The 19,636-nt window shown below is 40.9% G+C and carries 18 protein-coding genes; 9 read left to right on the plus strand and 9 right to left on the minus strand.

The window, feature by feature from the left end; all coding sequences use genetic code 11:
• The first annotated feature begins 272 nt into the window (after window positions 1-272).
• The gene (gene ald / locus JMY09_RS01850; protein WP_201621867.1) at window positions 273-1,388 is read left to right on the plus strand and encodes an alanine dehydrogenase; all 1,116 of its coding nucleotides are present in this window, start codon (window positions 273-275) and stop codon (window positions 1,386-1,388) included.
• Between the two features lie 185 nt (window positions 1,389-1,573).
• Here ald and JMY09_RS01855 read toward each other — a convergent pair whose 3' ends face one another.
• Entirely contained in the window at window positions 1,574-2,110 is a 537-nt protein-coding gene (locus JMY09_RS01855; RefSeq protein ID WP_227677102.1) for a protein disulfide oxidoreductase, read from the minus strand.
• Window positions 2,111-2,233: 123 nt separating this feature from the next.
• Window positions 2,234-3,871 carry a carbon-nitrogen hydrolase family protein gene (locus JMY09_RS01860; RefSeq protein WP_201621869.1) on the minus strand — a complete coding sequence of 546 codons (1,638 nt, stop codon included), beginning with the start codon at window positions 3,869-3,871 and terminating at the stop codon, window positions 2,234-2,236.
• 436 nt (window positions 3,872-4,307) lie between these two features.
• Between JMY09_RS01860 and JMY09_RS01865 the strand changes: the two genes are divergently transcribed.
• Window positions 4,308-4,937 (plus strand): BLUF domain-containing protein, encoded by a 630-nt coding sequence (locus JMY09_RS01865; protein WP_201621870.1) that lies wholly within the window; start codon window positions 4,308-4,310, stop codon window positions 4,935-4,937.
• 550 nt (window positions 4,938-5,487) lie between these two features.
• Complete coding sequence (locus tag JMY09_RS01870) at window positions 5,488-6,117, plus strand: BLUF domain-containing protein (protein WP_201621871.1); 630 nt, start codon at window positions 5,488-5,490, stop codon at window positions 6,115-6,117.
• 97 nt (window positions 6,118-6,214) lie between these two features.
• Here the strand turns inward: JMY09_RS01870 and JMY09_RS01875 are convergent, their stop codons facing one another.
• Entirely contained in the window at window positions 6,215-7,771 is a 1,557-nt protein-coding gene (locus JMY09_RS01875; protein ID WP_227677103.1) for an FAD-binding oxidoreductase, read from the minus strand.
• 284 nt (window positions 7,772-8,055) lie between these two features.
• Here JMY09_RS01875 and serA point away from each other — a divergent pair, with 284 nt between their 5' ends.
• Window positions 8,056-9,282: a phosphoglycerate dehydrogenase gene (gene serA, locus JMY09_RS01880; RefSeq protein ID WP_201621872.1), complete on the plus strand. Its 1,227-nt coding sequence runs from the start codon at window positions 8,056-8,058 to the stop codon at window positions 9,280-9,282.
• A gap of 518 nt (window positions 9,283-9,800) precedes the next feature.
• Complete coding sequence (uraH, locus tag JMY09_RS01885; protein WP_201621873.1) at window positions 9,801-10,229, plus strand: hydroxyisourate hydrolase; 429 nt, start codon at window positions 9,801-9,803, stop codon at window positions 10,227-10,229.
• A gap of 93 nt (window positions 10,230-10,322) precedes the next feature.
• Here uraH and trhO read toward each other — a convergent pair whose 3' ends face one another.
• A complete protein-coding gene (gene trhO, locus JMY09_RS01890) occupies window positions 10,323-11,399 on the minus strand; it encodes an oxygen-dependent tRNA uridine(34) hydroxylase TrhO (protein ID WP_201621874.1) in 1,077 nt (358 codons plus the stop codon).
• A 548-nt stretch (window positions 11,400-11,947) separates the two neighbouring features.
• Between trhO and JMY09_RS01895 the strand changes: the two genes are divergently transcribed.
• Window positions 11,948-12,442, plus strand: coding sequence for a hypothetical protein (locus JMY09_RS01895; RefSeq protein ID WP_201621875.1), 495 nt, complete (start codon window positions 11,948-11,950; stop codon window positions 12,440-12,442).
• A 200-nt stretch (window positions 12,443-12,642) separates the two neighbouring features.
• Here the strand turns inward: JMY09_RS01895 and JMY09_RS01900 are convergent, their stop codons facing one another.
• From JMY09_RS01900 to metX, 3 genes are all read right to left on the minus strand, one after another.
• Complete coding sequence (locus tag JMY09_RS01900) at window positions 12,643-13,224, minus strand: tetratricopeptide repeat protein (RefSeq protein ID WP_201621876.1); 582 nt, start codon at window positions 13,222-13,224, stop codon at window positions 12,643-12,645.
• A gap of 415 nt (window positions 13,225-13,639) precedes the next feature.
• On the minus strand, window positions 13,640-14,254 hold the full coding sequence (metW, locus tag JMY09_RS01905; protein WP_201621877.1) for a methionine biosynthesis protein MetW: 615 nt from the start codon (window positions 14,252-14,254) through the stop codon (window positions 13,640-13,642).
• Entirely contained in the window at window positions 14,251-15,672 is a 1,422-nt protein-coding gene (gene metX, locus JMY09_RS01910; RefSeq protein ID WP_227677104.1) for a homoserine O-acetyltransferase MetX, read from the minus strand. Before metX ends, metW begins: the two co-directional genes overlap by 4 nt.
• Before the next feature lie 275 nt (window positions 15,673-15,947).
• On the opposite strand from metX, the gene hemH reads away from it, so the two are divergent.
• The 3 genes from hemH to JMY09_RS01925 all read left to right on the plus strand — a co-directional run bounded on the left by hemH (window position 15,948) and on the right by JMY09_RS01925 (window position 17,969).
• Window positions 15,948-16,967, plus strand: a complete 1,020-nt coding sequence (gene hemH / locus JMY09_RS01915; RefSeq protein ID WP_201621879.1) for a ferrochelatase — start codon at window positions 15,948-15,950, stop codon at window positions 16,965-16,967.
• A gap of 167 nt (window positions 16,968-17,134) precedes the next feature.
• Complete coding sequence (locus tag JMY09_RS01920) at window positions 17,135-17,443, plus strand: hypothetical protein (RefSeq protein ID WP_201621880.1); 309 nt, start codon at window positions 17,135-17,137, stop codon at window positions 17,441-17,443.
• Complete coding sequence (locus JMY09_RS01925; RefSeq protein ID WP_265087985.1) at window positions 17,409-17,969, plus strand: BPSS1780 family membrane protein; 561 nt, start codon at window positions 17,409-17,411, stop codon at window positions 17,967-17,969. The genes JMY09_RS01920 and JMY09_RS01925 overlap by 35 nt, the downstream gene beginning before the upstream one ends.
• 99 nt (window positions 17,970-18,068) lie before the next feature.
• On the opposite strand, the gene JMY09_RS01930 is transcribed toward JMY09_RS01925, so the two are convergent.
• Window positions 18,069-18,407 carry a hypothetical protein gene (locus JMY09_RS01930; protein WP_201621882.1) on the minus strand — a complete coding sequence of 113 codons (339 nt, stop codon included), beginning with the start codon at window positions 18,405-18,407 and terminating at the stop codon, window positions 18,069-18,071.
• Between the two features lie 251 nt (window positions 18,408-18,658).
• Complete coding sequence (locus JMY09_RS01935; protein ID WP_201621883.1) at window positions 18,659-19,447, minus strand: SDR family NAD(P)-dependent oxidoreductase; 789 nt, start codon at window positions 19,445-19,447, stop codon at window positions 18,659-18,661.
• Window positions 19,448-19,636: the final 189 nt, after the last annotated feature.

Genomic DNA, 19,636 nt, shown 5'->3' on the forward strand with positions numbered 1-19,636 from the left:
TCAAAAAACTACTAAATTATTAACCCGTCCTAATAACTATTCAAGCCGTTATTATCAGCAGATTCGCATTGTCATCTGCAATACTACCGCCCAACAATCCTATACAACCCCTATCAATAGCCTAGTATGCTATCGGCGTTATAGCGCTTTTGTTATATCCAATTCCCACTATTAATAGCTGAAGACTAATCGCTAAGCCCTTATCTATAATCTATCAAGCAATCAAGTTTTGTCCCCTTATAAAAACATAACCACTAAGCAAGGAGCAGAAAATGAAAGTAGGTATCCCAAGAGAAGTAAAAAATAATGAGAATCGTGTTGGCTTACCCCCTAATGGCGTTAGTGCCTTAGTCGATAACGGTCATGAGGTTTATGTCGAAACGAATGCTGGTATTGGCTCACGGTTTACTGATGAAGATTATAAAAATGTGGGTGCAACTATCGTCGATAGTGCCGAAAAAGCATGGGCTGTCGAGATGGTCATCAAAGTCAAAGAGCCGCAACCACAAGAATATAAGTATTTAAGCCAAGGTTTGACGTTGTTCACTTATTTACATTTAGCCGCTGAGCCTGAGCTGGCCCAAGTATTAGTAGATAATAAAGTGACTGGTATTGCTTATGAAACAGTGCAATTGGCAGATAACTCGTTACCTTTACTGACTCCTATGAGTGAGATTGCAGGGCGTATGAGTCCGCAGATTGGGGCGCAGTTCTTACAGAGCTTTTATGGCGGTAAAGGCATCTTGCTCAGCGGTGTGCCAGGAGTGAGAAGAGGTAAAGTAACCATTATTGGCGGTGGTGTATCAGGTACCGAAGCCGCTAAAATTGCTATAGGCTTACGTGCTGATGTGACTATTCTAGACTTAGATCCTAAGCGCTTAAAGCAGCTGTCTGAGCTGTTCGGTAATGATGTACAGACCCTGATGTCCACTAAGTCAAATATTGCTAAAAGCGTAAAGGAGAGTGATTTAGTCATTGGAGCCGTACTAATTCCGGGTGCAGCTACCCCTAAGCTAGTAGATGAAGAGATGATCAAATCAATGCAGCCAGGCGGGGTAGTAATAGATATTGCTATTGACCAAGGCGGTGTATTTGCCACCACGGATCGCATCACTACTCATGATGAACCTACTTACGTGAAGCACGGTATCATTCATTATGCGGTTGCCAATATTCCTGGTGCGGTACCACGAACCTCGACTTTAGCTCTATCGAACGTGACTTTACCTTATGTGCTAGCCTTAGCTAAAAAAGGCTATAAACAAGCCTGCATAGATAATCCTGCATTAGCAAAAGGAGTCAATACGGCGCAAGGTTATGTTACTTATCAGGCCGTAGCTGAAGCGCTAGATTATGAGTATAAAGAGCTAAGCTTATTAATTAGCTAATAGTAGGCGTTAGTGCTAAGTATATATAAGCTGTAAATAAAGCCTACTGATCGATATGATTGGTAGGTTTTTTGCTGTAACGAGCTAGTGAGGCAGAGTGCAGTACAACCCATTTAGTAAAACGAATTGAGTAACCGCTACTTATTGATAACGATTATGCCTTTGGTCTTTTATTGATAGCCCTGTCAAAACATCGATGACAGCCATAACCGTAACTTGAGCGACCACAAAGGTTGAATACCTGTTAGCCCTTGCATCATCTCGCCATTTTTTAAGATCACATACGAGGGGGTGACTTGGCCTTGCCAATCATCGAATATCTGCCCTTGTTGATCATTAATAGTAGTGAAATTATAATTATGCTCAGTTAAGTACTCTGTTAGCTGCTGATTGCTACCTGATTGAACAGCGACAGTGACTACCGGATAGTCTCCTGCTGCCGCCAAGCGATTTACTGACGGTGATGTGGTAGTGCATATCGGACACCAAGTTCCCCAAAAGTATATTAACGTTGGCTTATCTTGACTCAGAGCGGCTAGATCAACGGTATGTCCTTGATAATCTGTCATCTGTAATTGTGGATTGGCTGGCATGACAGGCTGTCGCCACCAGTTAACGGCAGTGTAAATGACTAAGAAGACAATGCCGTATAGCACTAAGGTCTTAAGCCATGACCATGCTTTTTGTTTACCAGTCTTTTTAAGCTGCAGTTCAGTATTCATATTATTGGTTTTTATAGGCATAGCGGTTATTTTTTTATACTCAATTTTAGATAAAAATAAACGGCTGAATAGTCAGCCGTATTATTAAAATCTATTATTTAACGATCAGTAAAATGTGAATCTTTAAGGCTTTTGCGCACGATCTTGTAGGGGCTCACCTTGCAATACACTACCTGAATTCTCGCGAAGTTCGGCACTGCTTAATTTGCTAGCGGGTACTTTAGATTTTTTCTTCCATTTAAGGCTGAATAAATCATCACGGCGATCGAGTAAGTTATGAACTGAACCTTCATTACGCACATGGATAAGCTTGTCCAGATTGACATCGGAGAAAAATACCATTTCAGTATTAGCTGTGGTTTCAGCCATAATAGCGTCATGAGGAAAAGCAAAGTCTGAGGGTGAAAAAACTGACGACTGCGCATACTGAATATCGAGACTCTCTACTTGTGGTAAGTTGCCAACTGAGCCGCAAATCATCACATAACATTCGTTCTCAATAGCTCGTGCTTGAGCACAAATACGTACGCGCAGATAGCCATTCTTAGTATCAGTCCAGAACGGCACGAATAAGATATCCATATCGTCCAGCGCCATTAATCTTGCTAGCTCCGGAAACTCAACATCATAACAAACCAAAATACCAATACGACCGGCATCGGTATCGAATACTTGTACTTTGTCACCGCCTTCAATCACCCAAGCACTACGTTCATGCGGTGTGATATGGATTTTGCGTTGTTCTTCTACAGTACCATCACGACGGCACAGATAGCTGACGTTATATAATACATCTTCATCATCCAGTAACGGCATAGAACCAGTAATCACGTTGACGTTATAACTGACCGCTAAATGCGAGATTTGAATTTTGAACCATTCGGTATAACCGGCTAAGAAACGGATTGCAATGTTCTGATCGGTAGACTCACAAAGACCCATAAGCGGCGCGTTAAAGAACTCAGGTAAGCAAGCAAAGTCAGAGTTATAATCAGCCATAACATCTACGAAGAACTCAACTTGTTGCAGCAGCTCTTCTGGCGACTCGACTTCACGCATCTGCCATTGGATACCGCCGATACGTACCTCAGATTTGCGAGTATTGGGCTTGTAGTCTTGGGGCTCATAATAAATGTTAGACCACTCAAGCAAGGTAGCAAAGCCTTTTGACTGTGCATCATCAGGCAAATAACCAGTCAAAATACGCTTGACGATAAAGCCATTTGATAGCTGAAAAGAGAGCGCTGAGTCATGAATCTCACGACACTCTACAGCATCAATATACTCACCAGGAGTCAACTCTTGATGGTTATAATAATTGGGAATACGGCCCCCAGCTAAGATGGCCCGTAGGTTTAACTGACGACATAACTCTTTACGCGCATCATATAGTCTGCGTCCCAAACGATAGCCGCGATAGTCAGGATCAATCAGGGCGTCAAGGCCATAAATGGCATCACCTAATGGATTATCTTTGATGATTTCTTTGAGCCCAATCAAGTCATCATAAGTATGCGGGTTGGAGAATCTAGCGTAATCTACTCGTACTGACAGCACGATACCTATCAATTGCTCATGGTCGAATAAAGCAATCTGCCCTTCTGGAAAAGCATCAATTAAAGTATTAATAGTAGTTTTAGACCAAGATCCTCCCAAGTTGGCATAAACTCGATCCATTAATGCCTTTAGTTGTGGATAGTCTTTTTTCTTTATTTCGGCAATGGTTAGATGGAGGTCATCTAGCTTTTCTATTTTACTCATAATGTTTACCGTTCCTAGATTTTATGGCTCTATAAGTTATTGAATACGTTTAATTTAACCGCAATAATAAATGAAATAATTATGTAACAACTGCTATAAATAAATATTAATATATCAATATAAACGCTACACTAACGACTGGTGACAAAAAGCCAACACAGCTATATCCAATAGCTGCAACCACATATTCTTAATACTGATATCTCAGTGAATATTTTAAGTCAACTGATAATAGTTTGCTGTTAGCCTTATCTTTAATGATAAATTTAGCTCTAGCGCAGCTGTCCAGTATCATAGCAAGCAAGATAATTAATAAAAGCCTAACGTAGTAACACTATGCTACAGTTTTGTGAGCTTAAACGACAAGCACATGGTGAACTAGGACTTTTTGTGTTTCTTATGTGTTCGAACCTGAAAATTTCTAGGGTCATATAATATGATTGCATTGCATGTTGATACCGTTAATTCTTTAACAGAGGTGGATGAATCAGCATTGATTCAACTGGTATATACCAGCAGTCTGACCCTAAAAGGACGCTTTAATACTTCTGTATTCAATGAGGTAGAATCTCAGGCTAGTACTTATAATAAGCAGCAAGGTATCACTGGTATTTTATGCTATGGCAATGGTCAATTCTTACAGTGTATTGAAGGTAGAAAAGCTGACATACTACGACTACAACAGCGTATTTTTAGTGATGAACGTCATAAAGATACTAAAGTTCTATTAGTAAAAGCCATTGATAGACACAACTTTAGCGATTGGCGTATGCGCCTACTATTTTTAGAGCGCTGGCTTTGGTCTCCTGCTACTAAACAGCAGGCAACGCAGCTATCACCATTTTTACCTTTCTCACCACGCAGCTGGACCCCTGAGCAAACTCAGCATTTTTTACAGATTATGCAAGCTTTTGAGAATTCACCGCATATAAAAGCTGCTGGTATTACTTATAATGCGTTAGGCAATATGGTCCGCCATATTGTTGCTCCGCATCAAGCATTCTTAGTGGTTCAAGGTATTTTAGCGCTGTTAACATTAATTGCCTTACTACTATTATTTTATTAAAAAAGTGCTTTTTGGTAGTAAATTGAGCGGTATCTAAGCTAGAGAATGACGCAAGTATAATGACTTAGCGTCATTTTTTTTTACTTAAAAAAGGCACAGCGCTTTTTAGCTTATAGCATTAAGCAGACAAGCCTTGAAGGGTTTTAACACTTGCTACAGATTTTAGAATAATAACCAAACTAAAGCGGGAGATAAGGTTTTGTAACAATAGACATAAAAACCTATCATTAGCAGAACATAGATACTACAATAAATATTCACTTCAATAAATATGCACTTCAATAAACATTATGATTGACTGATCCTTACAATGTCTCACTTAGTTATAAAAAGCTGTCAGACTTAAGGTTTTACCTACTTATACTACTGTTGATATTAGCAAGATCGATCACCTACAAAATAATATATTAATAGTTATATGTTCTAGCTCATAAGTCATCCGCTTTGCTTGTTATTTCCTAATGAAGGTAGTTTTTATACCTAGAGTGACTTATAGGTATGTCTACACCTATTCATTATTCATTCGAACTATCTTTTAGGAAGAATCATTATGCCAGTAGGGGATATTGATATAGAAAGACGGTTACAACAAGTGCCCGATACTGCTTTGATTCAACTGGTCTATGTCAGTAACGCAACATTAAAGACTCGCTTGAATAGCGCGATATCTACTAATATAGAAAAACAGGCTAAGAGCTATAATAAGCAACATGGCATTACGGGTGTTCTCTGTTATGGTAATGGACAATTTTTACAGTGTATTGAAGGCAGTAAGTTAGAGATAGTAGCGCTTGTGCAAAAGATATTTGCTGATAAACGCCATAATGATTTTAGAATACCCTTAGTGCAGCGCATTGATAAGCGCATGTTTAGCGACTGGCGTATGCGCTTATTATTTTTGGAACGTTGGTTATGGTCACTAGCTACCAAGGAGCAAGCGACCAGCCTATCAAGCTACTTGCCATTTACACCCCATAACTGGTCAGCCGAACGGACTAGAAAGTTTTTACAGAGTATTAGAGTTTTTGCCACTCAACCCTATGCCAATACCGCTAGTGTTAGTTACAGTGCTTTTGGCAATATGTGTCGCCATATCATCAGGCAGCATCAAGCATTCTTGCTGACTCAAAGTATTTTGATGCTGCTAACAATAAGCGCTTGCATATTCTTCTGGCTATGAGGTTTTGCTTATGACCTTTTATTTATCATCAATGTCCATGTAGCACTGTACCCATAACCATGCCAAGCCAAGCTTTATTAACTTCTAATAACCTCTATTACATATCGAAGATCTTACCTCTATTCATAATATTGTTAGGATCAAATACTGTTTTGACTGCCTTTAGGTAATCGATCTCTAGCGCACTACGACTATAGTGTAAATAGGGCTTTTTAGTCATACCCACGCCGTGCTCGGCTGATACTGAGCCACCGTATTTTTGCACAGTCTCAAAAACATATTTATTGACTATCTGACATTCTGCAAAGAATTCATCTTTGCTCATGTTTTCAGGTTTAAGAATATTCAAATGCAGATTACCATCACCGATATGACCGAACCAACAGACCTCAAAATCAGGGTAGTTACTACTAACGATAGCATCGATATCGTTAATGAAGTTAGGAACATGAGTAATAAGTACTGAGACATCGTTCTTGTAAGGGGTAAACACTGAGATGGTCTCAGAAATATACTCGCGTAGCTTCCACAGTTCCGTTGCTTGCGCAATACTTTGGCTCATAACCCCATCAACGACCCAGCCTTGCTCCATACAATGCTCAAATATCGCCATCGCTTTATCCATAATCGGTTCATAAGGCGCTTCAAACTCAATTAAGGTATAAAACTTAGTGCGCGATTCAAATGGCTCTTGTACTTGCCCATGGGCCATTAGTTTATCAATAGCCACATCGTCAAAGAATTCAAATGCAGTCAAATCAATTTCAGCTTGAAAAGCTGAAAGCACGTTCATGACGTCAGTGAAGTTGTCCATACCTAACACCATCACCGTCAGCGCTTGTGGTAAACGCTCAAGCTTAATCTGCGCATGAGTCACTAAGCCTAGAGTGCCTTCACTACCGATAAATAGCTGGCGCAGATCATAACCAGTAGCGTTTTTGACCATACCGCGATTGAGTTGTAAGATATCGCCTTTGCCAGTAACTACCGTTAGACCCATAATCCACTGACGAGTCATGCCGTAGCGAATCACTTTGATACCGCCAGCATTAGTGCCAATATTGCCACCCATTTGACTAGAGCCTGCTGAAGCGAAATCAACAGGGTAGTACAAGTCTTTGGATTCGGCGAACTGTTTTAATTGCTGAGTGACCACTCCGGCTTCTATTTCTACTAACCTATCGGCAGGATAAAACTGTCCGATATGATTCATCTTATCCATACTGACCACTATCTCACCATTGGCGGCAACTGCACCAGCTGATAGACCTGTGCGACCACCACTAGGGGTCAGCACTACTTTGTGCTGATTAGCCAGTAGCACGATAGCTTGCACTTGCTCAGTACTTTTTGGAAATACAATAGCCGCTGCCGCAGGTGCAAAATGCTTAGTCCAATCTTTACCCCAATGTTCCAGACTCTGTGCATCGGTTTTGATTTGACTATCATCGAAATGATGGCTGCTAACAAGCGCCTCTAGCACAGCTTGTACAGCAGCAGTGTTGGCAGCTCTAACAGAATCAAGGGTGCCAAGCGTATCGTCCGGATTAGATAATTTGGTCGATTTAGACAGTGTCTCATTGGTATGCGCTTGGTCTGCGGCATGAGTGCGCTCGTGAGCAGGACGGTGGTACTGGTTCTGTGCTACAGTCATGGTGGTCTCGAATAGGGTAAGGTGGCTATAAAAGGCTAAGACTAAAAGTCAAAAACTGCCGATTGAATGGCTGAAGTTAGCATTAATTAATAGTAATATTATCATAATAGTAACCTAGAGCTATGCAAGCTTGATAGTGATAGATAATATCATTGAATAAAATGGTAACTATTTATTTAGTCCTCTCCTCTAACATCGTGGCTTGAATTTGTGTAAGATGATTAAACCGTTTTTCGTTGCAGGCATGCAACTTATCTATCAGTCAATTATAGGACAGCTTTCACATGGCGCTATCACTACAAAAAGATAAAATTCGCTTCTTATTACTAGAAGGCGTGCACGAGAATGCTCTAAAAATATTAACAAACGCGGGCTACCACAACATTGAGTCTCTTAGTCATGCACTTGATCAAGATGAATTGATAGAGAAGATCAAAGATGCGCATTTTGTAGGTATTCGGTCACGTACTCAGTTAACTCGTGAAGTGCTTGAGCATGCTGATAAACTCATTGGTATTGGTTGTTTCTGTATCGGTACTAACCAAGTTGATTTAGAAGCCGCTCGTCAGATGGGTATTCCAGTCTTCAATGCTCCCTACTCTAATACACGTTCAGTAGCTGAATTGGTATTGGCCGAAGCTATTATGCTGTATCGTGGTATTCCTGAAAAGAGCGCTACGGTTCATCGTGGTGGTTGGGGTAAGTCTGCCAAAAATTCTCATGAAGTACGCGGTAAAACTATCGGTATTGTAGGTTACGGCTCTATCGGCTCGCAGTTATCAGTATTGGCAGAGAGCTTCGGTATGAAGGTCATCTACCAAGATGTAGTGACTAAACTGCCCCTTGGGAATGCTGAACAAGTCGGAAGCTTGGAAGAGTTGTTGGGTAAAGCTGATATCGTCACTCTGCATGTCCCGGATGTGGCAAGCACTCGCTATATGATGAAGGCCGAGCAGTTTGCGCAAATGAAAGACGGTAGTTACTTTATCAACGCGGCACGCGGTACTTGTGTTGAGATTGATGATTTGGCTGCGGCACTCGAGTCAGGCAAGATCTTAGGCGCGGCTATTGATGTATTCCCTAAAGAGCCAAAGTCTGCTGATGAAGAGTTTGAATCCCCACTGCGTAAGTTCGATAATGTGATTTTGACTCCGCATATCGGCGGCTCAACTCAAGAAGCACAAGCCAATATTGGTTTAGAAGTGGCCGAGAAATTCGTTCGCTATTCTGATCAAGGCGATACCGTAACGGCGGTCAACTTCCCAGAAGTATCAATCCCATACAAAGAAGGCACACACCGTCTGCTACATATTCATAAAAACGTACCAGGCGTACTATCACAGATTAACCGCTTGTTCGCTGAAGCGCATATCAACATATTAGCGCAAAGCTTGATGACTGATGGTGATGTAGGGTATTTGATGATGGATGTGGATTATCAAGATTCTGATGCTGCTCTTGATCAACTCAAAGACGTGGAAGAGACTATTCGTGTACGTATTTTGTTCTAACCGCCGAAACGCTAACAGCAGTTATAGCTATTCCTTAATAGTAGCTAATCAATGCTATAAGTAGTTTTAGGTAGTCTAATAAGAAATAGCGGACAGTTCTCAGAATTGTCCGCTATTTTTTTGTGATTTAAGTAGTGCTAATGTTGCCGATGCTACACGCTGTGTACATTTAATCGTATAAGTTAACATAATCTTTATAATAAAGCACGTATGACAACTTATACTACACAGCTGAGTCTATCAATGAACTTACATCTTAGTTTAAGGTAGGGGTCATCTATTACATTCAGATTAATCCGCTTTTATTCAATTACTAATTTGATCTACATTTTTGGTCTACGTTATAGACAATCATTACGACTGTTCTATGGGCAAAGTATCCGTTTTTTAGTACTAGTTTTATAATATAACAATATAACAATATAAGAATCGAGCAATAGTAAAAGTCTTATAAAGTTATTTTGTTAACTCTACTCTCAATAATTTCAATAACCTAATCAATGATTAAAGGAAGCTTTATGAAAATGAACATAATGAAAGCTGCCGCACTCGGTGGCGTATTAGCTATGACTGCAACAGCTAGCTATGCTGCTGATCAAGATTCTTTTCAGTTATCAAGCCATATCTTAGATATCAGTACTGGTAAACCTGCGACAAATGTCAATGTAAAACTGATGATGCAACAAGCTAACGGCAGCTGGAAATTAATAAATACTCAAAAGACTGGTGACAATGGTCGTATCAGTAATTTCTTGCCGAACGAAGGCGAAATCGATAACGATGGTACTTACAAATTGATTTTTGAGACTACTCCATACTTTTATAACCAAGGTCTAGAAACTTTCTATCCTTATATCGAAGTTAACTTCAATATCAAAGGTAATAATCACTACCATGTGCCAATTACTTTATCTCCATACGGCTATAGCACCTATCGTGGTAGCTAAATCGTAACCTGCTTAGCATAGTTAGTGCATAAAAAAAGAGATGGCCTATTAAGGATCATCTCTTTTTTTATGTTTTTACGTTAGCTATTGAGCTTATTTTGCCTTAGCTTTGTTAGCGGCATCAGCTTGACGACGCAACTCAGTTTTAGCCGCTTTACGCTTTTCTATAACTTCAATCACATCGCTGCCGATATGTGCTTCGCCACGCTTTTGTGCCAATTGCATCTGATGCTCACGCTCACGAAAGCGCGCTTTTTGTTCCTCAGTAGCTTTGCCAATACAATGAGGGCAAGACTCGCCTTTGATATAAGCGCTGCTCTGCATCTCTGTTTGGGTAATAGGCATACGACAAGCAAAGCACTGCTCATAGTCACCCTTTTCTAAGTTATGATTGACTGATACTCGGTTATCAAAAACAAAGCAGTCGCCTTGCCACATTGACTCTTGTTGTGGTACTTCTTCTAAGTATTTTAGGATACCGCCTTCTAAGTGATAAACCTCATCAAAGCCTTGTTGACGCATGTAGGCAGTAGATTTTTCACAGCGGATTCCACCAGTACAGAACATAGCCACTTTTTTATGCTTGCTAGGATCTAGCTCTTTGGCGACGTAGTCGGGGAACTCGCGGAAAGTGTCAGTGTGAGGGTTGACGGCATTTTTAAAAGTGCCGATTTGTACTTCATAATCATTACGAGTATCGATTAAGATAACGTCGGGATCAGATATTAGGGCATTCCAATCGCTTGGCTTTACATAGCGGCCTACTGACTGTAGCGGATCAATATCCTCAACACCCATAGTGACGATTTCTTTTTTGAGCTTCACTTTAGTACGATAAAAAGGCTGCTCGCTCGCATAAGACTCTTTAAAGGTAAAGCTAACAATGGCTTCGATAGTACGCAAGTAAGCAAGTACCTTATCTATACCTTCACGTGTCCCAGAAATCGTCCCATTAATGCCTTCAGCGGCAATCAGTAAAGTACCTTTGACATCATTATCGAGCATAGTGTTTAAGATAAGCTCACGGTATTGCTCAAAGTCAGCAAAGCGAGTGAACTTGTAGAGGGCTGCGACGACGATGTTGTTGACTTTACTGTCGTAAACGCTGGCATGGTTTGATGCTTGAGGATCAGTTTGCTCAGTAATACTGCTCAGTTCGGGGCTGCTCATTTATTTCTCCTGCTGGCTAAGTCGTAAACTTAGTGCAATGATTTATTTAAAAAGTTTGATTGGCAAAATGAATAACATCTACTAGATTGTGGAATTAGTAAATGCGCGCGTATTGTAGCAAGTTTTAGTTATTTTTGCAGAGGGTTCTGCTTATGGTTTTAAATAGCGAAGGGCATTTTTTATTAGCAAGTATATCAACAGTGTAAAGACTCTAGCTCATAAACTATTAGCTCAAGCTATTAAACCTACTGGTCAATACGGAATTTAAGTGGCTGATATAATTAATATTGGCTAATGAGTTATAAAATATAACTACATAGATCTTTATCGTAAGCCTTGATATACAGGTGGTTTTATATTTACAAACTCTAAACAGGCGGCTATGACAACGAGTGTATATTGAATAACATCGTGATAACTCCTCATCCCTTAGCTAGCCCATTCCACTGTAATTTCTTTATATCTGCTGCAAGGCTTTTTAGCTATTGAATACAGACAGAAATTGGTCATTTGTGTAAGGCTCAGTTTGCCCGCAAAAGAGAAAAACTATGACCTATAATCCAGCGGTAACGAAAAGCGTGTTCAAGCCTAAATTTTCATTTATTAAAAAGGCTTTTTTTGCAGGTGCACTCGCCACAGTAGCCTTTGATTTTTTTGGTCTATCAGTAGCGCCTATTCTCGGTTTTGCCCAGCTCTCACCAGTCAAACTGCCTACCTCTATGATTGAGGCTTTGTTTGGCTCCGCTCCGACAGGTATTCCAGAACTGCTGCATTACATCACCGGTTTGATGCTTTACCCAATAGGGTGGATGATTGTGGTACGACCCATTTGGAAAGCGGTGTTGCCCTCACTACATTGGTCAGTTGCCGCTGTGCTTTATGGTATTGTGCTCTGGGTGTTTGCACTGTACGTGGTAGCCCATCTACTTACTGGATTGCCAGCATTTCTTGGTTTTGCAGAAGTTGCTTGGGTAGCCTTGGTTGCGCACGTTATTTATGCAGTAGTTGTAGCGTGGGGTTTAGAGACGCAGCTACTCGGATAGGGATATAAACAGTGATTACTTTTACTAGTGATTGCCGTTTAATAAATGGTGCAGTAACAAGAAATGGTTAGTTCATTGGCTAATGGCAGCTAAAACTGGCTTTTGTGACCGCCCGTTAAACTGCCCAAATAACTAACTTACAAGCACAAAAAATCCAGCACAAAGGCTGGATTTTTATTATAAGCTAACCTATCAAAGGCTTATTTACTTTGAAACCAACGATCGGCTTTGCTACGAGCACTAGCGATATCTGAAGACGATAAGTTCAATGCTAATTGGCCAATTTTGCCACGAGCTTTAGTACGTACTTTTTCGTCCAACATTCCATCACGAGCCGCTAAGTCATACCATTTATAGGCATCAACTAAGTTCTTTTGCTTTTCGTCTAATAAGGCCAGAGTATAGCTAGCACGGTTGTCGCCGCTCATAGCTGCTTTTTCTAACCAAGTTTTAGCTTGTTGTAAGTTAGGTTTTACCCCTTCACCACGTAAATACATGATTCCTAGGTTAAGCTGAGCAGGAGCAACGCCTTGTTGAGCGGCACGAGTATACCATTCGATGGCTTGCTGAGTGTTCTGGGCAATGCCTTCACCTTTTTGCAAACGCTTAGCTAAATAAAACTGAGCATGGTCGCTACCTTGGGCAGCACGAGCTGACAGATCAGAGACACTCATTAACTCAAAGCGTGAAGTATCAAGAGGTACGTTTGAGACTAAGTCAGCATTAGCAAAACCAGCACAAGAGAAAAGGGCAGTAAATAAGGCAGCTTTCAATAGTTTCATAGCGACTCCAAAAGTAGGTAATTAATAGGCAAAAAATAAAGCTATACCGTACGAATAATACGGTGATAACTAGTTATCGTTTGCAATATAAACTTGCCTATTTATGATTCGACTAGTATTAGCAGCTTTAGAAACTTACTAAAAATTGCTAGTCATAAAACAGATAAGTAATAGCAAAAGGGGTGCTATTGACAAGATTTAACTAGCTTAACACCCAACGTTACGAAACTCAAATACTAATTACGAGGTTTAACAGTAGTTTTTATCAAATTCTTTCTAATAAAATCATGAGGTTATTAAGTTTTGAAATAAGTGCTGCTATTTTTAAATAGTTACAAAATAATTATACGGCAGTTAGAAACCACTTACAGTCTAGTAAGAAATACTTGCTAAGAGGGCTAATTTAGCCAAGCTATCATTTATGACGTTTAGTAACTCGATAGATAGCGACATCAGCGAGCAAGTTAGGCGCTTGGCGGATTAGAGCCGTCATTAAAGGCGAATGACCCCTATCTGAATCGCTAACTGCAAAGCGGTTAATAATATCAATATCCTGTTGCGCGCAAAGTTGCTCAAAGTCTTTAAAGGTACATAGATGTATATTGGGGGTGTCGTACCATTCATAAGGTAGTGCCTCCGATACGGGCATCATACCTTTGAGACCTAGATGCAGACGGTTTTGCCAATGAGCAAAATTAGGAAAGGTGATGATAGCCTCGCGCCCCACTCGTAACATATCGAGTAGGAGCTCATCTGGGGCTTTGACCGCTTGTAGCGCTCGTGCCATTACTACCGTATCGAAGCTGTTATCAGCAAAACGTCCCAAACCATCGTTAAGGTCTTGCTCGACGATTGACAGTCCATTAGCAATTGCTTCATTAATCTTATCTTCGTCGATCTCTAGTCCGTAACCGCTAACGCCAAGCTTGTGTTGTAAATGTGCTAGCAGCTCGCCATTACCGCAACCTAAATCAAGCACATACGACTGAGGGGCAATCCAGCGCTCAGCTAATTGATGATCCATTCTCATGAGCGTGCTCCTGTCAGGGCGGTGTTTGGTGCAGCACTACTAGCTGCGATAAAAGGAGCAGTCAAAAATCCTCTAACGGCGCCCATATAGCGTGGAATATCAAACAAGAACGAATCATGACCGTGGGGAGCATCGATATTGATATAGCTGACCGGTTTGCCAGTAGCCATTAATGCATTGACGATCTCTTGTGAGCGCTCAGGGGCAAAGCGCCAGTCAGTAGTAAATGACACTACTAGATACTGACATTTAGTATGAGCAAACGCCGCTTTTAGATCGTTGTGTTCATGATGAGTATCAGGGTTTTGCAAGCTAGCTTCATTCGCTTGCGTCATCTCATTGCCACTATTGCTAGCAGCTGCTAAAGAGTCTTCGGCTGGCGCTGACGATTTGGTGACTAATCCGCGAGTTGGGTCGAAGTAATCTAAAGCTTTAGTCATCAGCAGATAAGTGTTGGCATCGAAGTTTTCACTAAACCGCTCGCCTTGATAACGTAAGTAGCTCTCAACCTGAAACTCGACATCATAGCCATACATGAATTTGCCGGACTTAAGATCGCGACCGAATTTGGCTTTCATCGCATCATCAGTCAGATAAGTAATGTGGCCAACCATCCTTGCTAGAATAAGGCCACGACGAGGATAAGTACCAGCTTGCAAGTAGCGTCCTTGTTTAAAGTCAGGATCTGATAGGATCGATTGACGAGCGACTTCATTAAAGCCAATATTCTGTGCCGATAGTTTCGGGGTGCAAGCAATCACTACGCAGCGTTTTAGGCGCTCGGGATAATCAACTGACCATTGCAGCGCTTGCATACCGCCCATAGAGCCACCGACGATCGCGTGCCAAACTTCAATACCTAGACGGTCTGAGAGCATAGCTTGGGTTTTGACCCAGTCCTTGATAGTAATCAAAGGAAAGTCAGGCCCATATACTTGTGGCGCGCTATCTGTTGAATCAACACTGTCAGGGTTGATAGTGGTGGGACCAGTAGAGCCAAAGCAACTGCCGATGTTATTGACACTGACTATATAGAATTTATTAGTGTCTATTGCTTTGTCAGGGCCAATCATATTGTCCCACCAGCCAGCCTTAGTGTCAGCTTCACTGTGGAAGCCGGCAGCATGATGATTGCCTGATAACGCATGACAGATCAAGATCGCATTTGACTTATCATTATTTAGGGTGCCATAAGTTTCGTACACTAAATCAAACGCTGGTAAGGTACGGTTGCACTCTAAGGTCAGCGGTTCAGCGAAATGTAGAGTCTGAGGGGTGACAATGCCGACTGAGCCAGCCGATTCAAGCGAATCATTTAAATCAGCGGATTGTGCCGAATTTGATAAATCAGTGGCATTATTAGGGGTAGAGCGTTCAGTGGCTGTAAACTCACTAGAAGGATCGGGACGTGCTCTCAAAGCTACCTCGCAGACGACAGTCATCAATAAAAGAAAAGTAAAGCACTAGAAAAAGGTGGTGCGTCTATTGTATGGCGATGCGCTAATGAGTACAACCTCTGCGTTAACTGTTTATTTATCAGGATATTTTAATAGTTGATTATTGGTTTTTACCCTGCGGCTGTCAGCGATAAAATGCTACACTAATTACCATTACCTTAAACTGTTTTCTACTATAATCCAGCAAGATAGTTTGTTTATGGTTAATCCTCTACCCTCTAAGAAAATGTGCCTTTATGAAACCTCAATTGCCCCCACGTATCGCTGTCTTATTGATCAATCTTGGTACCCCTGATGAGCCGACTGCGCCAGCCGTAAGACGTTATCTACGTCAGTTTCTGTCAGATCCTCGGGTGATTGAGATACCAAAGTTCTTATGGGCGATTATCCTAAATCTGTTTGTGTTGCCTAGCCGCCCCAAGCGAGTAGCGGCTGCTTATGCCAGTATTTGGGATGGTGATTCACCAATGCGTAAAATATTAAATGAGCAAGTGGCACGATTAGAGCCACGATTGGTTAACGAGGCCGCTCCATTTCGCGTGTCTGTACATTCGGCGATGAGCTATGGCAACCCCGGTCTACCTGAGGTCATGGACAAATTGCGTAGCGAAGGTGTTGATCACTTTGTGATGTTACCGGTGTTTCCACAGTATTCAGCGACCTCAACAGGCGCAGTCTATGATGCCATAACTAAGTGGACACTTAAGCAGCGTAATTTGCCCAATATCACTATCGTAAAAGACTATTTCGCCCATCCTCTTTATATCAAGGCTTTAGCAGATAGTATTCGTCGCTTCCAAGCTAAGCACGGTAAGCCTGAGAAGTTGATGTTTAGTTTTCATGGTATTCCGCAGCCTTATATGGATAAAGGTGATCCCTATCCTAGACGTTGTAAATGTACGGCTGCTCAAGTAGCACATGAGCTGGGCTTAAACGAAGATGAGTGGATTATCAGTTTCCAATCACGCTTTGGTAAGCAAGAGTGGGTCAAACCTTATACTGATGTGGTATTGGATGAGTGGGCGAAGTCTGGAGTGAAGTCAGTGCAAATTCTCAGTCCAGCATTCTCAGCGGATTGTCTAGAGACTCTAGAAGAATTAGCGATTGAAAACCGTGAGAACTTCATTGAAGCGGGCGGCGAGGAATATCATTATATTCCTGCACTTAACTTCGATGAGGCGCACATAGATTTATTAGAAGCGATGTCGGCACCCTTAGTCAAAGGCTGGGCAGGCACGTTAGATGGCTGGGCTTAGATAAAATAAAATAGACTAGCTAAAGTACCGGACACTATGTTCGGTATTTTTTTATCTACATTTAACATAATTATATGAGTCAAAGAGCTGTGTTTTAATCGACGAATGTGCAAGACTGTAGAAAATAGTAAGTTCCATCATCGATTATAGTAACTTGGAAACCAAAAATGTCATTACCTAGTGATCCAAATCCGAGCATATCGTTACAAAAATCTAGTGGCTCTCTCCCTAACCAGCCACCAGATCTACCACCTCTTGACAACTATGGCAGCTTATTACCTCAGCTATTATCGGCACCGCGCCAATGTAATGCAGGTGCTGGCATAGGCTGGATTACTCAAGCTTTTGCCATATTTAAAAAGAACTTTTTATTATGGATAGGGATTGGCTTGGTTTATATGATTATATCGGTGATAACCAGTTATAAACCTCCTGTTTGCTTTGATTACCTTTGTATTTGTTGGCGGCATTATTAAAGGATGTGCGGCACAAGTAGCGGGCGAAGAGCTTAGGTTTAATCATCTTTTTTCGGCTTTTAAGACGCATTCGATGCCGCTTATTGTCTTATGCTTGTTATATATAGTAGCGCTCATTATCGCTTTTATTCCTATTACCGCTCTATTCTTAGGCGTCTTTTTGTCATTAGGTGAAAATACTGCTTCTATCGATCAGTTAAGTAGTGGTGATAGTGTAAGGTTAATTATTGTCATGATCTTGGGTATGATAATAATTCTACCAGTGACAATGTCCATTTGGTTTGCGCCTGCATTAGTGGTACTACATAACAGTAAGCCTTTTGAAGCCATGAAAATGAGCTTAAAGGGTTGCCTAAAAAACATAGTGCCGTTTTTGGTTTTTGTATTTGCGCTTATGATTATCAGCTCATTACTTATCGTGTTTACGCTAGGACTGGGTCTGCTAGTAGTCGTTCCCGTAGCAATGATTACTTACTATACTAGCTACCGCAGTGTTTGGACGGATCAATCATTATCGGTGGCCTAAATTAGTATAAAAACTGATTTAGTTTAAACACTAGCTATAAAAAAGCCTACTTATCATCAGGATAAAAGTAGGCTTATTTTATACTAGCTTCATTATGATTTATAAATCATCGCCATTAGTCATTTCAGCAGCTTCTTTGTCAGCGATATCGACAATGTCAGGATAATTGTCATTATCCAAATTATCCTCTACTAATAGCTCATCAATACGCGACTCATCAATATTCTGTCGATGCATTGGAGTCAGGCCTTGAGTCGCACCACTACCAGCTTGCGAGTTATCAAAACCAGTATTGTCATCAATCATCTCGTCATTATCAATAGTATGCAGCATGTCATTGTCTAAATCGATCAGTTGGTCATCACGATCCATATCGCTACTTTTGTGACTGGCGATTTCATTCATCTCATCAGCAAGAGGTTGCTTTGAGTTATCCATAAGTAATTCCTTATTAGTCAGCTGATTTTTTATAGCCTATTGTTAGCGCTTGTTTCATAGTAGTAATACCTTATTTGCTAGTGTGCAACGTTAAAACAGTCACTGCTAGTAGTAAGCTGTGAAAAGATGTGCAAACAATGTAAGGTAGCTACTATTTTTAATTATAATTTTAATTATGACTCTAACAAGCAAAACGGCTACCAATGTTTGATAGCCGCCTGTTCAGTATAAGTTTATTGTAAGCTAAAGACTTACTTAGTACCAATTCTACTGTTAACAAAGCGCATGATTGGATCTGGTGCGACTTGTGAGGCCTTTTGCAATACTTTTGCTGGCAAGCCGATAGGGTAATGGGTAGCTTTTAGCTTGCGATTCGCACAAGTGCTCAGTTTAGCTAGCTTTTTTGCCACATCTTCTACAGTTAAGTTAATGCCGAGACGATCGATACTAGTCACGCTAATGTCTTTAGTCATATCAGACTTAACCCATAAAGGCATCACATCGATCACCTTGATACCCAGCTCAGCATATTCAATGTTTAGCCCTTCAGTGAGACCGCGCACAAAGAACTTACTGGCGGCATAAGGGGCAACTTCAGACTGACCATAGATAGCAGAAGCCGAAGATAGATTGATGATCTTACCTTGTTTGCTATCGGCCAAATGTGGCGCTAGTTTATGACAGCCGATCAATACTCCTTTACAGTTAATATCGATTAACGACAGCTGTTTATCCAAATTAGTGCTTGGCAAGGTACCGCTAACTAGCACGCCAGCGTTATTAATCAGCGTATCTATACCGCCAAGATTATTAACCATATGCTCGATAGCCGTATCCCAAGACTCGGGATCAGTCACATCGAGATGACCCTGTACAATGCGCTTAGCTTTTAGGGCTTTTTTAAAGGCTTTATCGGTAACTGCACGCTCAAGCTCAGCGGTATCAATATCGAATAAGCCAACGCTATGGCCTTTGGCCGCTAGACGTTTAGCGGTCGCTAAGCCGATACCACGTGATGCACCTGTTATTAGAATGTTCATGTTTATCCTTTTTTAGTTGTTGAAAGTGCTTAATTTATCAAAATTATAATTTATTAAGTACAGAATCAAGTAATCAAACAGCATACTTTATTGTAAGGCTTAAGTCGTATTTTAATAGTATATAGAACATACACAATGATAATTGAATAGACCTTATTTTATTTGACATTTTATTTTTAACTGGATATT

Source organism: Psychrobacter urativorans (genome assembly GCF_904846695.1).
GTDB classification, from domain to species: Bacteria; Pseudomonadota; Gammaproteobacteria; order Pseudomonadales; family Moraxellaceae; genus Psychrobacter; species Psychrobacter urativorans.

Coding starts and splice junctions, on each gene's coding strand:
- ald (WP_201621867.1), top strand. CDS start 273: ATGAAAGTAGGTATCCCAAGAGAAGTAAAAAATAATGAGAATCGTGTT.
- JMY09_RS01855 (WP_227677102.1), bottom strand. CDS start 2,110: ATGAATACTGAACTGCAGCTTAAAAAGACTGGTAAACAAAAAGCATGG.
- JMY09_RS01860 (WP_201621869.1), bottom strand. CDS start 3,871: ATGAGTAAAATAGAAAAGCTAGATGACCTCCATCTAACCATTGCCGAA.
- JMY09_RS01865 (WP_201621870.1), top strand. CDS start 4,308: ATGATTGCATTGCATGTTGATACCGTTAATTCTTTAACAGAGGTGGAT.
- JMY09_RS01870 (WP_201621871.1), top strand. CDS start 5,488: ATGCCAGTAGGGGATATTGATATAGAAAGACGGTTACAACAAGTGCCC.
- JMY09_RS01875 (WP_227677103.1), bottom strand. CDS start 7,771: ATGACTGTAGCACAGAACCAGTACCACCGTCCTGCTCACGAGCGCACT.
- serA (WP_201621872.1), top strand. CDS start 8,056: ATGGCGCTATCACTACAAAAAGATAAAATTCGCTTCTTATTACTAGAA.
- uraH (WP_201621873.1), top strand. CDS start 9,801: ATGAAAATGAACATAATGAAAGCTGCCGCACTCGGTGGCGTATTAGCT.
- trhO (WP_201621874.1), bottom strand. CDS start 11,399: ATGAGCAGCCCCGAACTGAGCAGTATTACTGAGCAAACTGATCCTCAA.
- JMY09_RS01895 (WP_201621875.1), top strand. CDS start 11,948: ATGACCTATAATCCAGCGGTAACGAAAAGCGTGTTCAAGCCTAAATTT.
- JMY09_RS01900 (WP_201621876.1), bottom strand. CDS start 13,224: ATGAAACTATTGAAAGCTGCCTTATTTACTGCCCTTTTCTCTTGTGCT.
- metW (WP_201621877.1), bottom strand. CDS start 14,254: ATGAGAATGGATCATCAATTAGCTGAGCGCTGGATTGCCCCTCAGTCG.
- hemH (WP_201621879.1), top strand. CDS start 15,948: ATGAAACCTCAATTGCCCCCACGTATCGCTGTCTTATTGATCAATCTT.
- JMY09_RS01920 (WP_201621880.1), top strand. CDS start 17,135: ATGTCATTACCTAGTGATCCAAATCCGAGCATATCGTTACAAAAATCT.
- JMY09_RS01930 (WP_201621882.1), bottom strand. CDS start 18,407: ATGGATAACTCAAAGCAACCTCTTGCTGATGAGATGAATGAAATCGCC.
- JMY09_RS01935 (WP_201621883.1), bottom strand. CDS start 19,447: ATGAACATTCTAATAACAGGTGCATCACGTGGTATCGGCTTAGCGACC.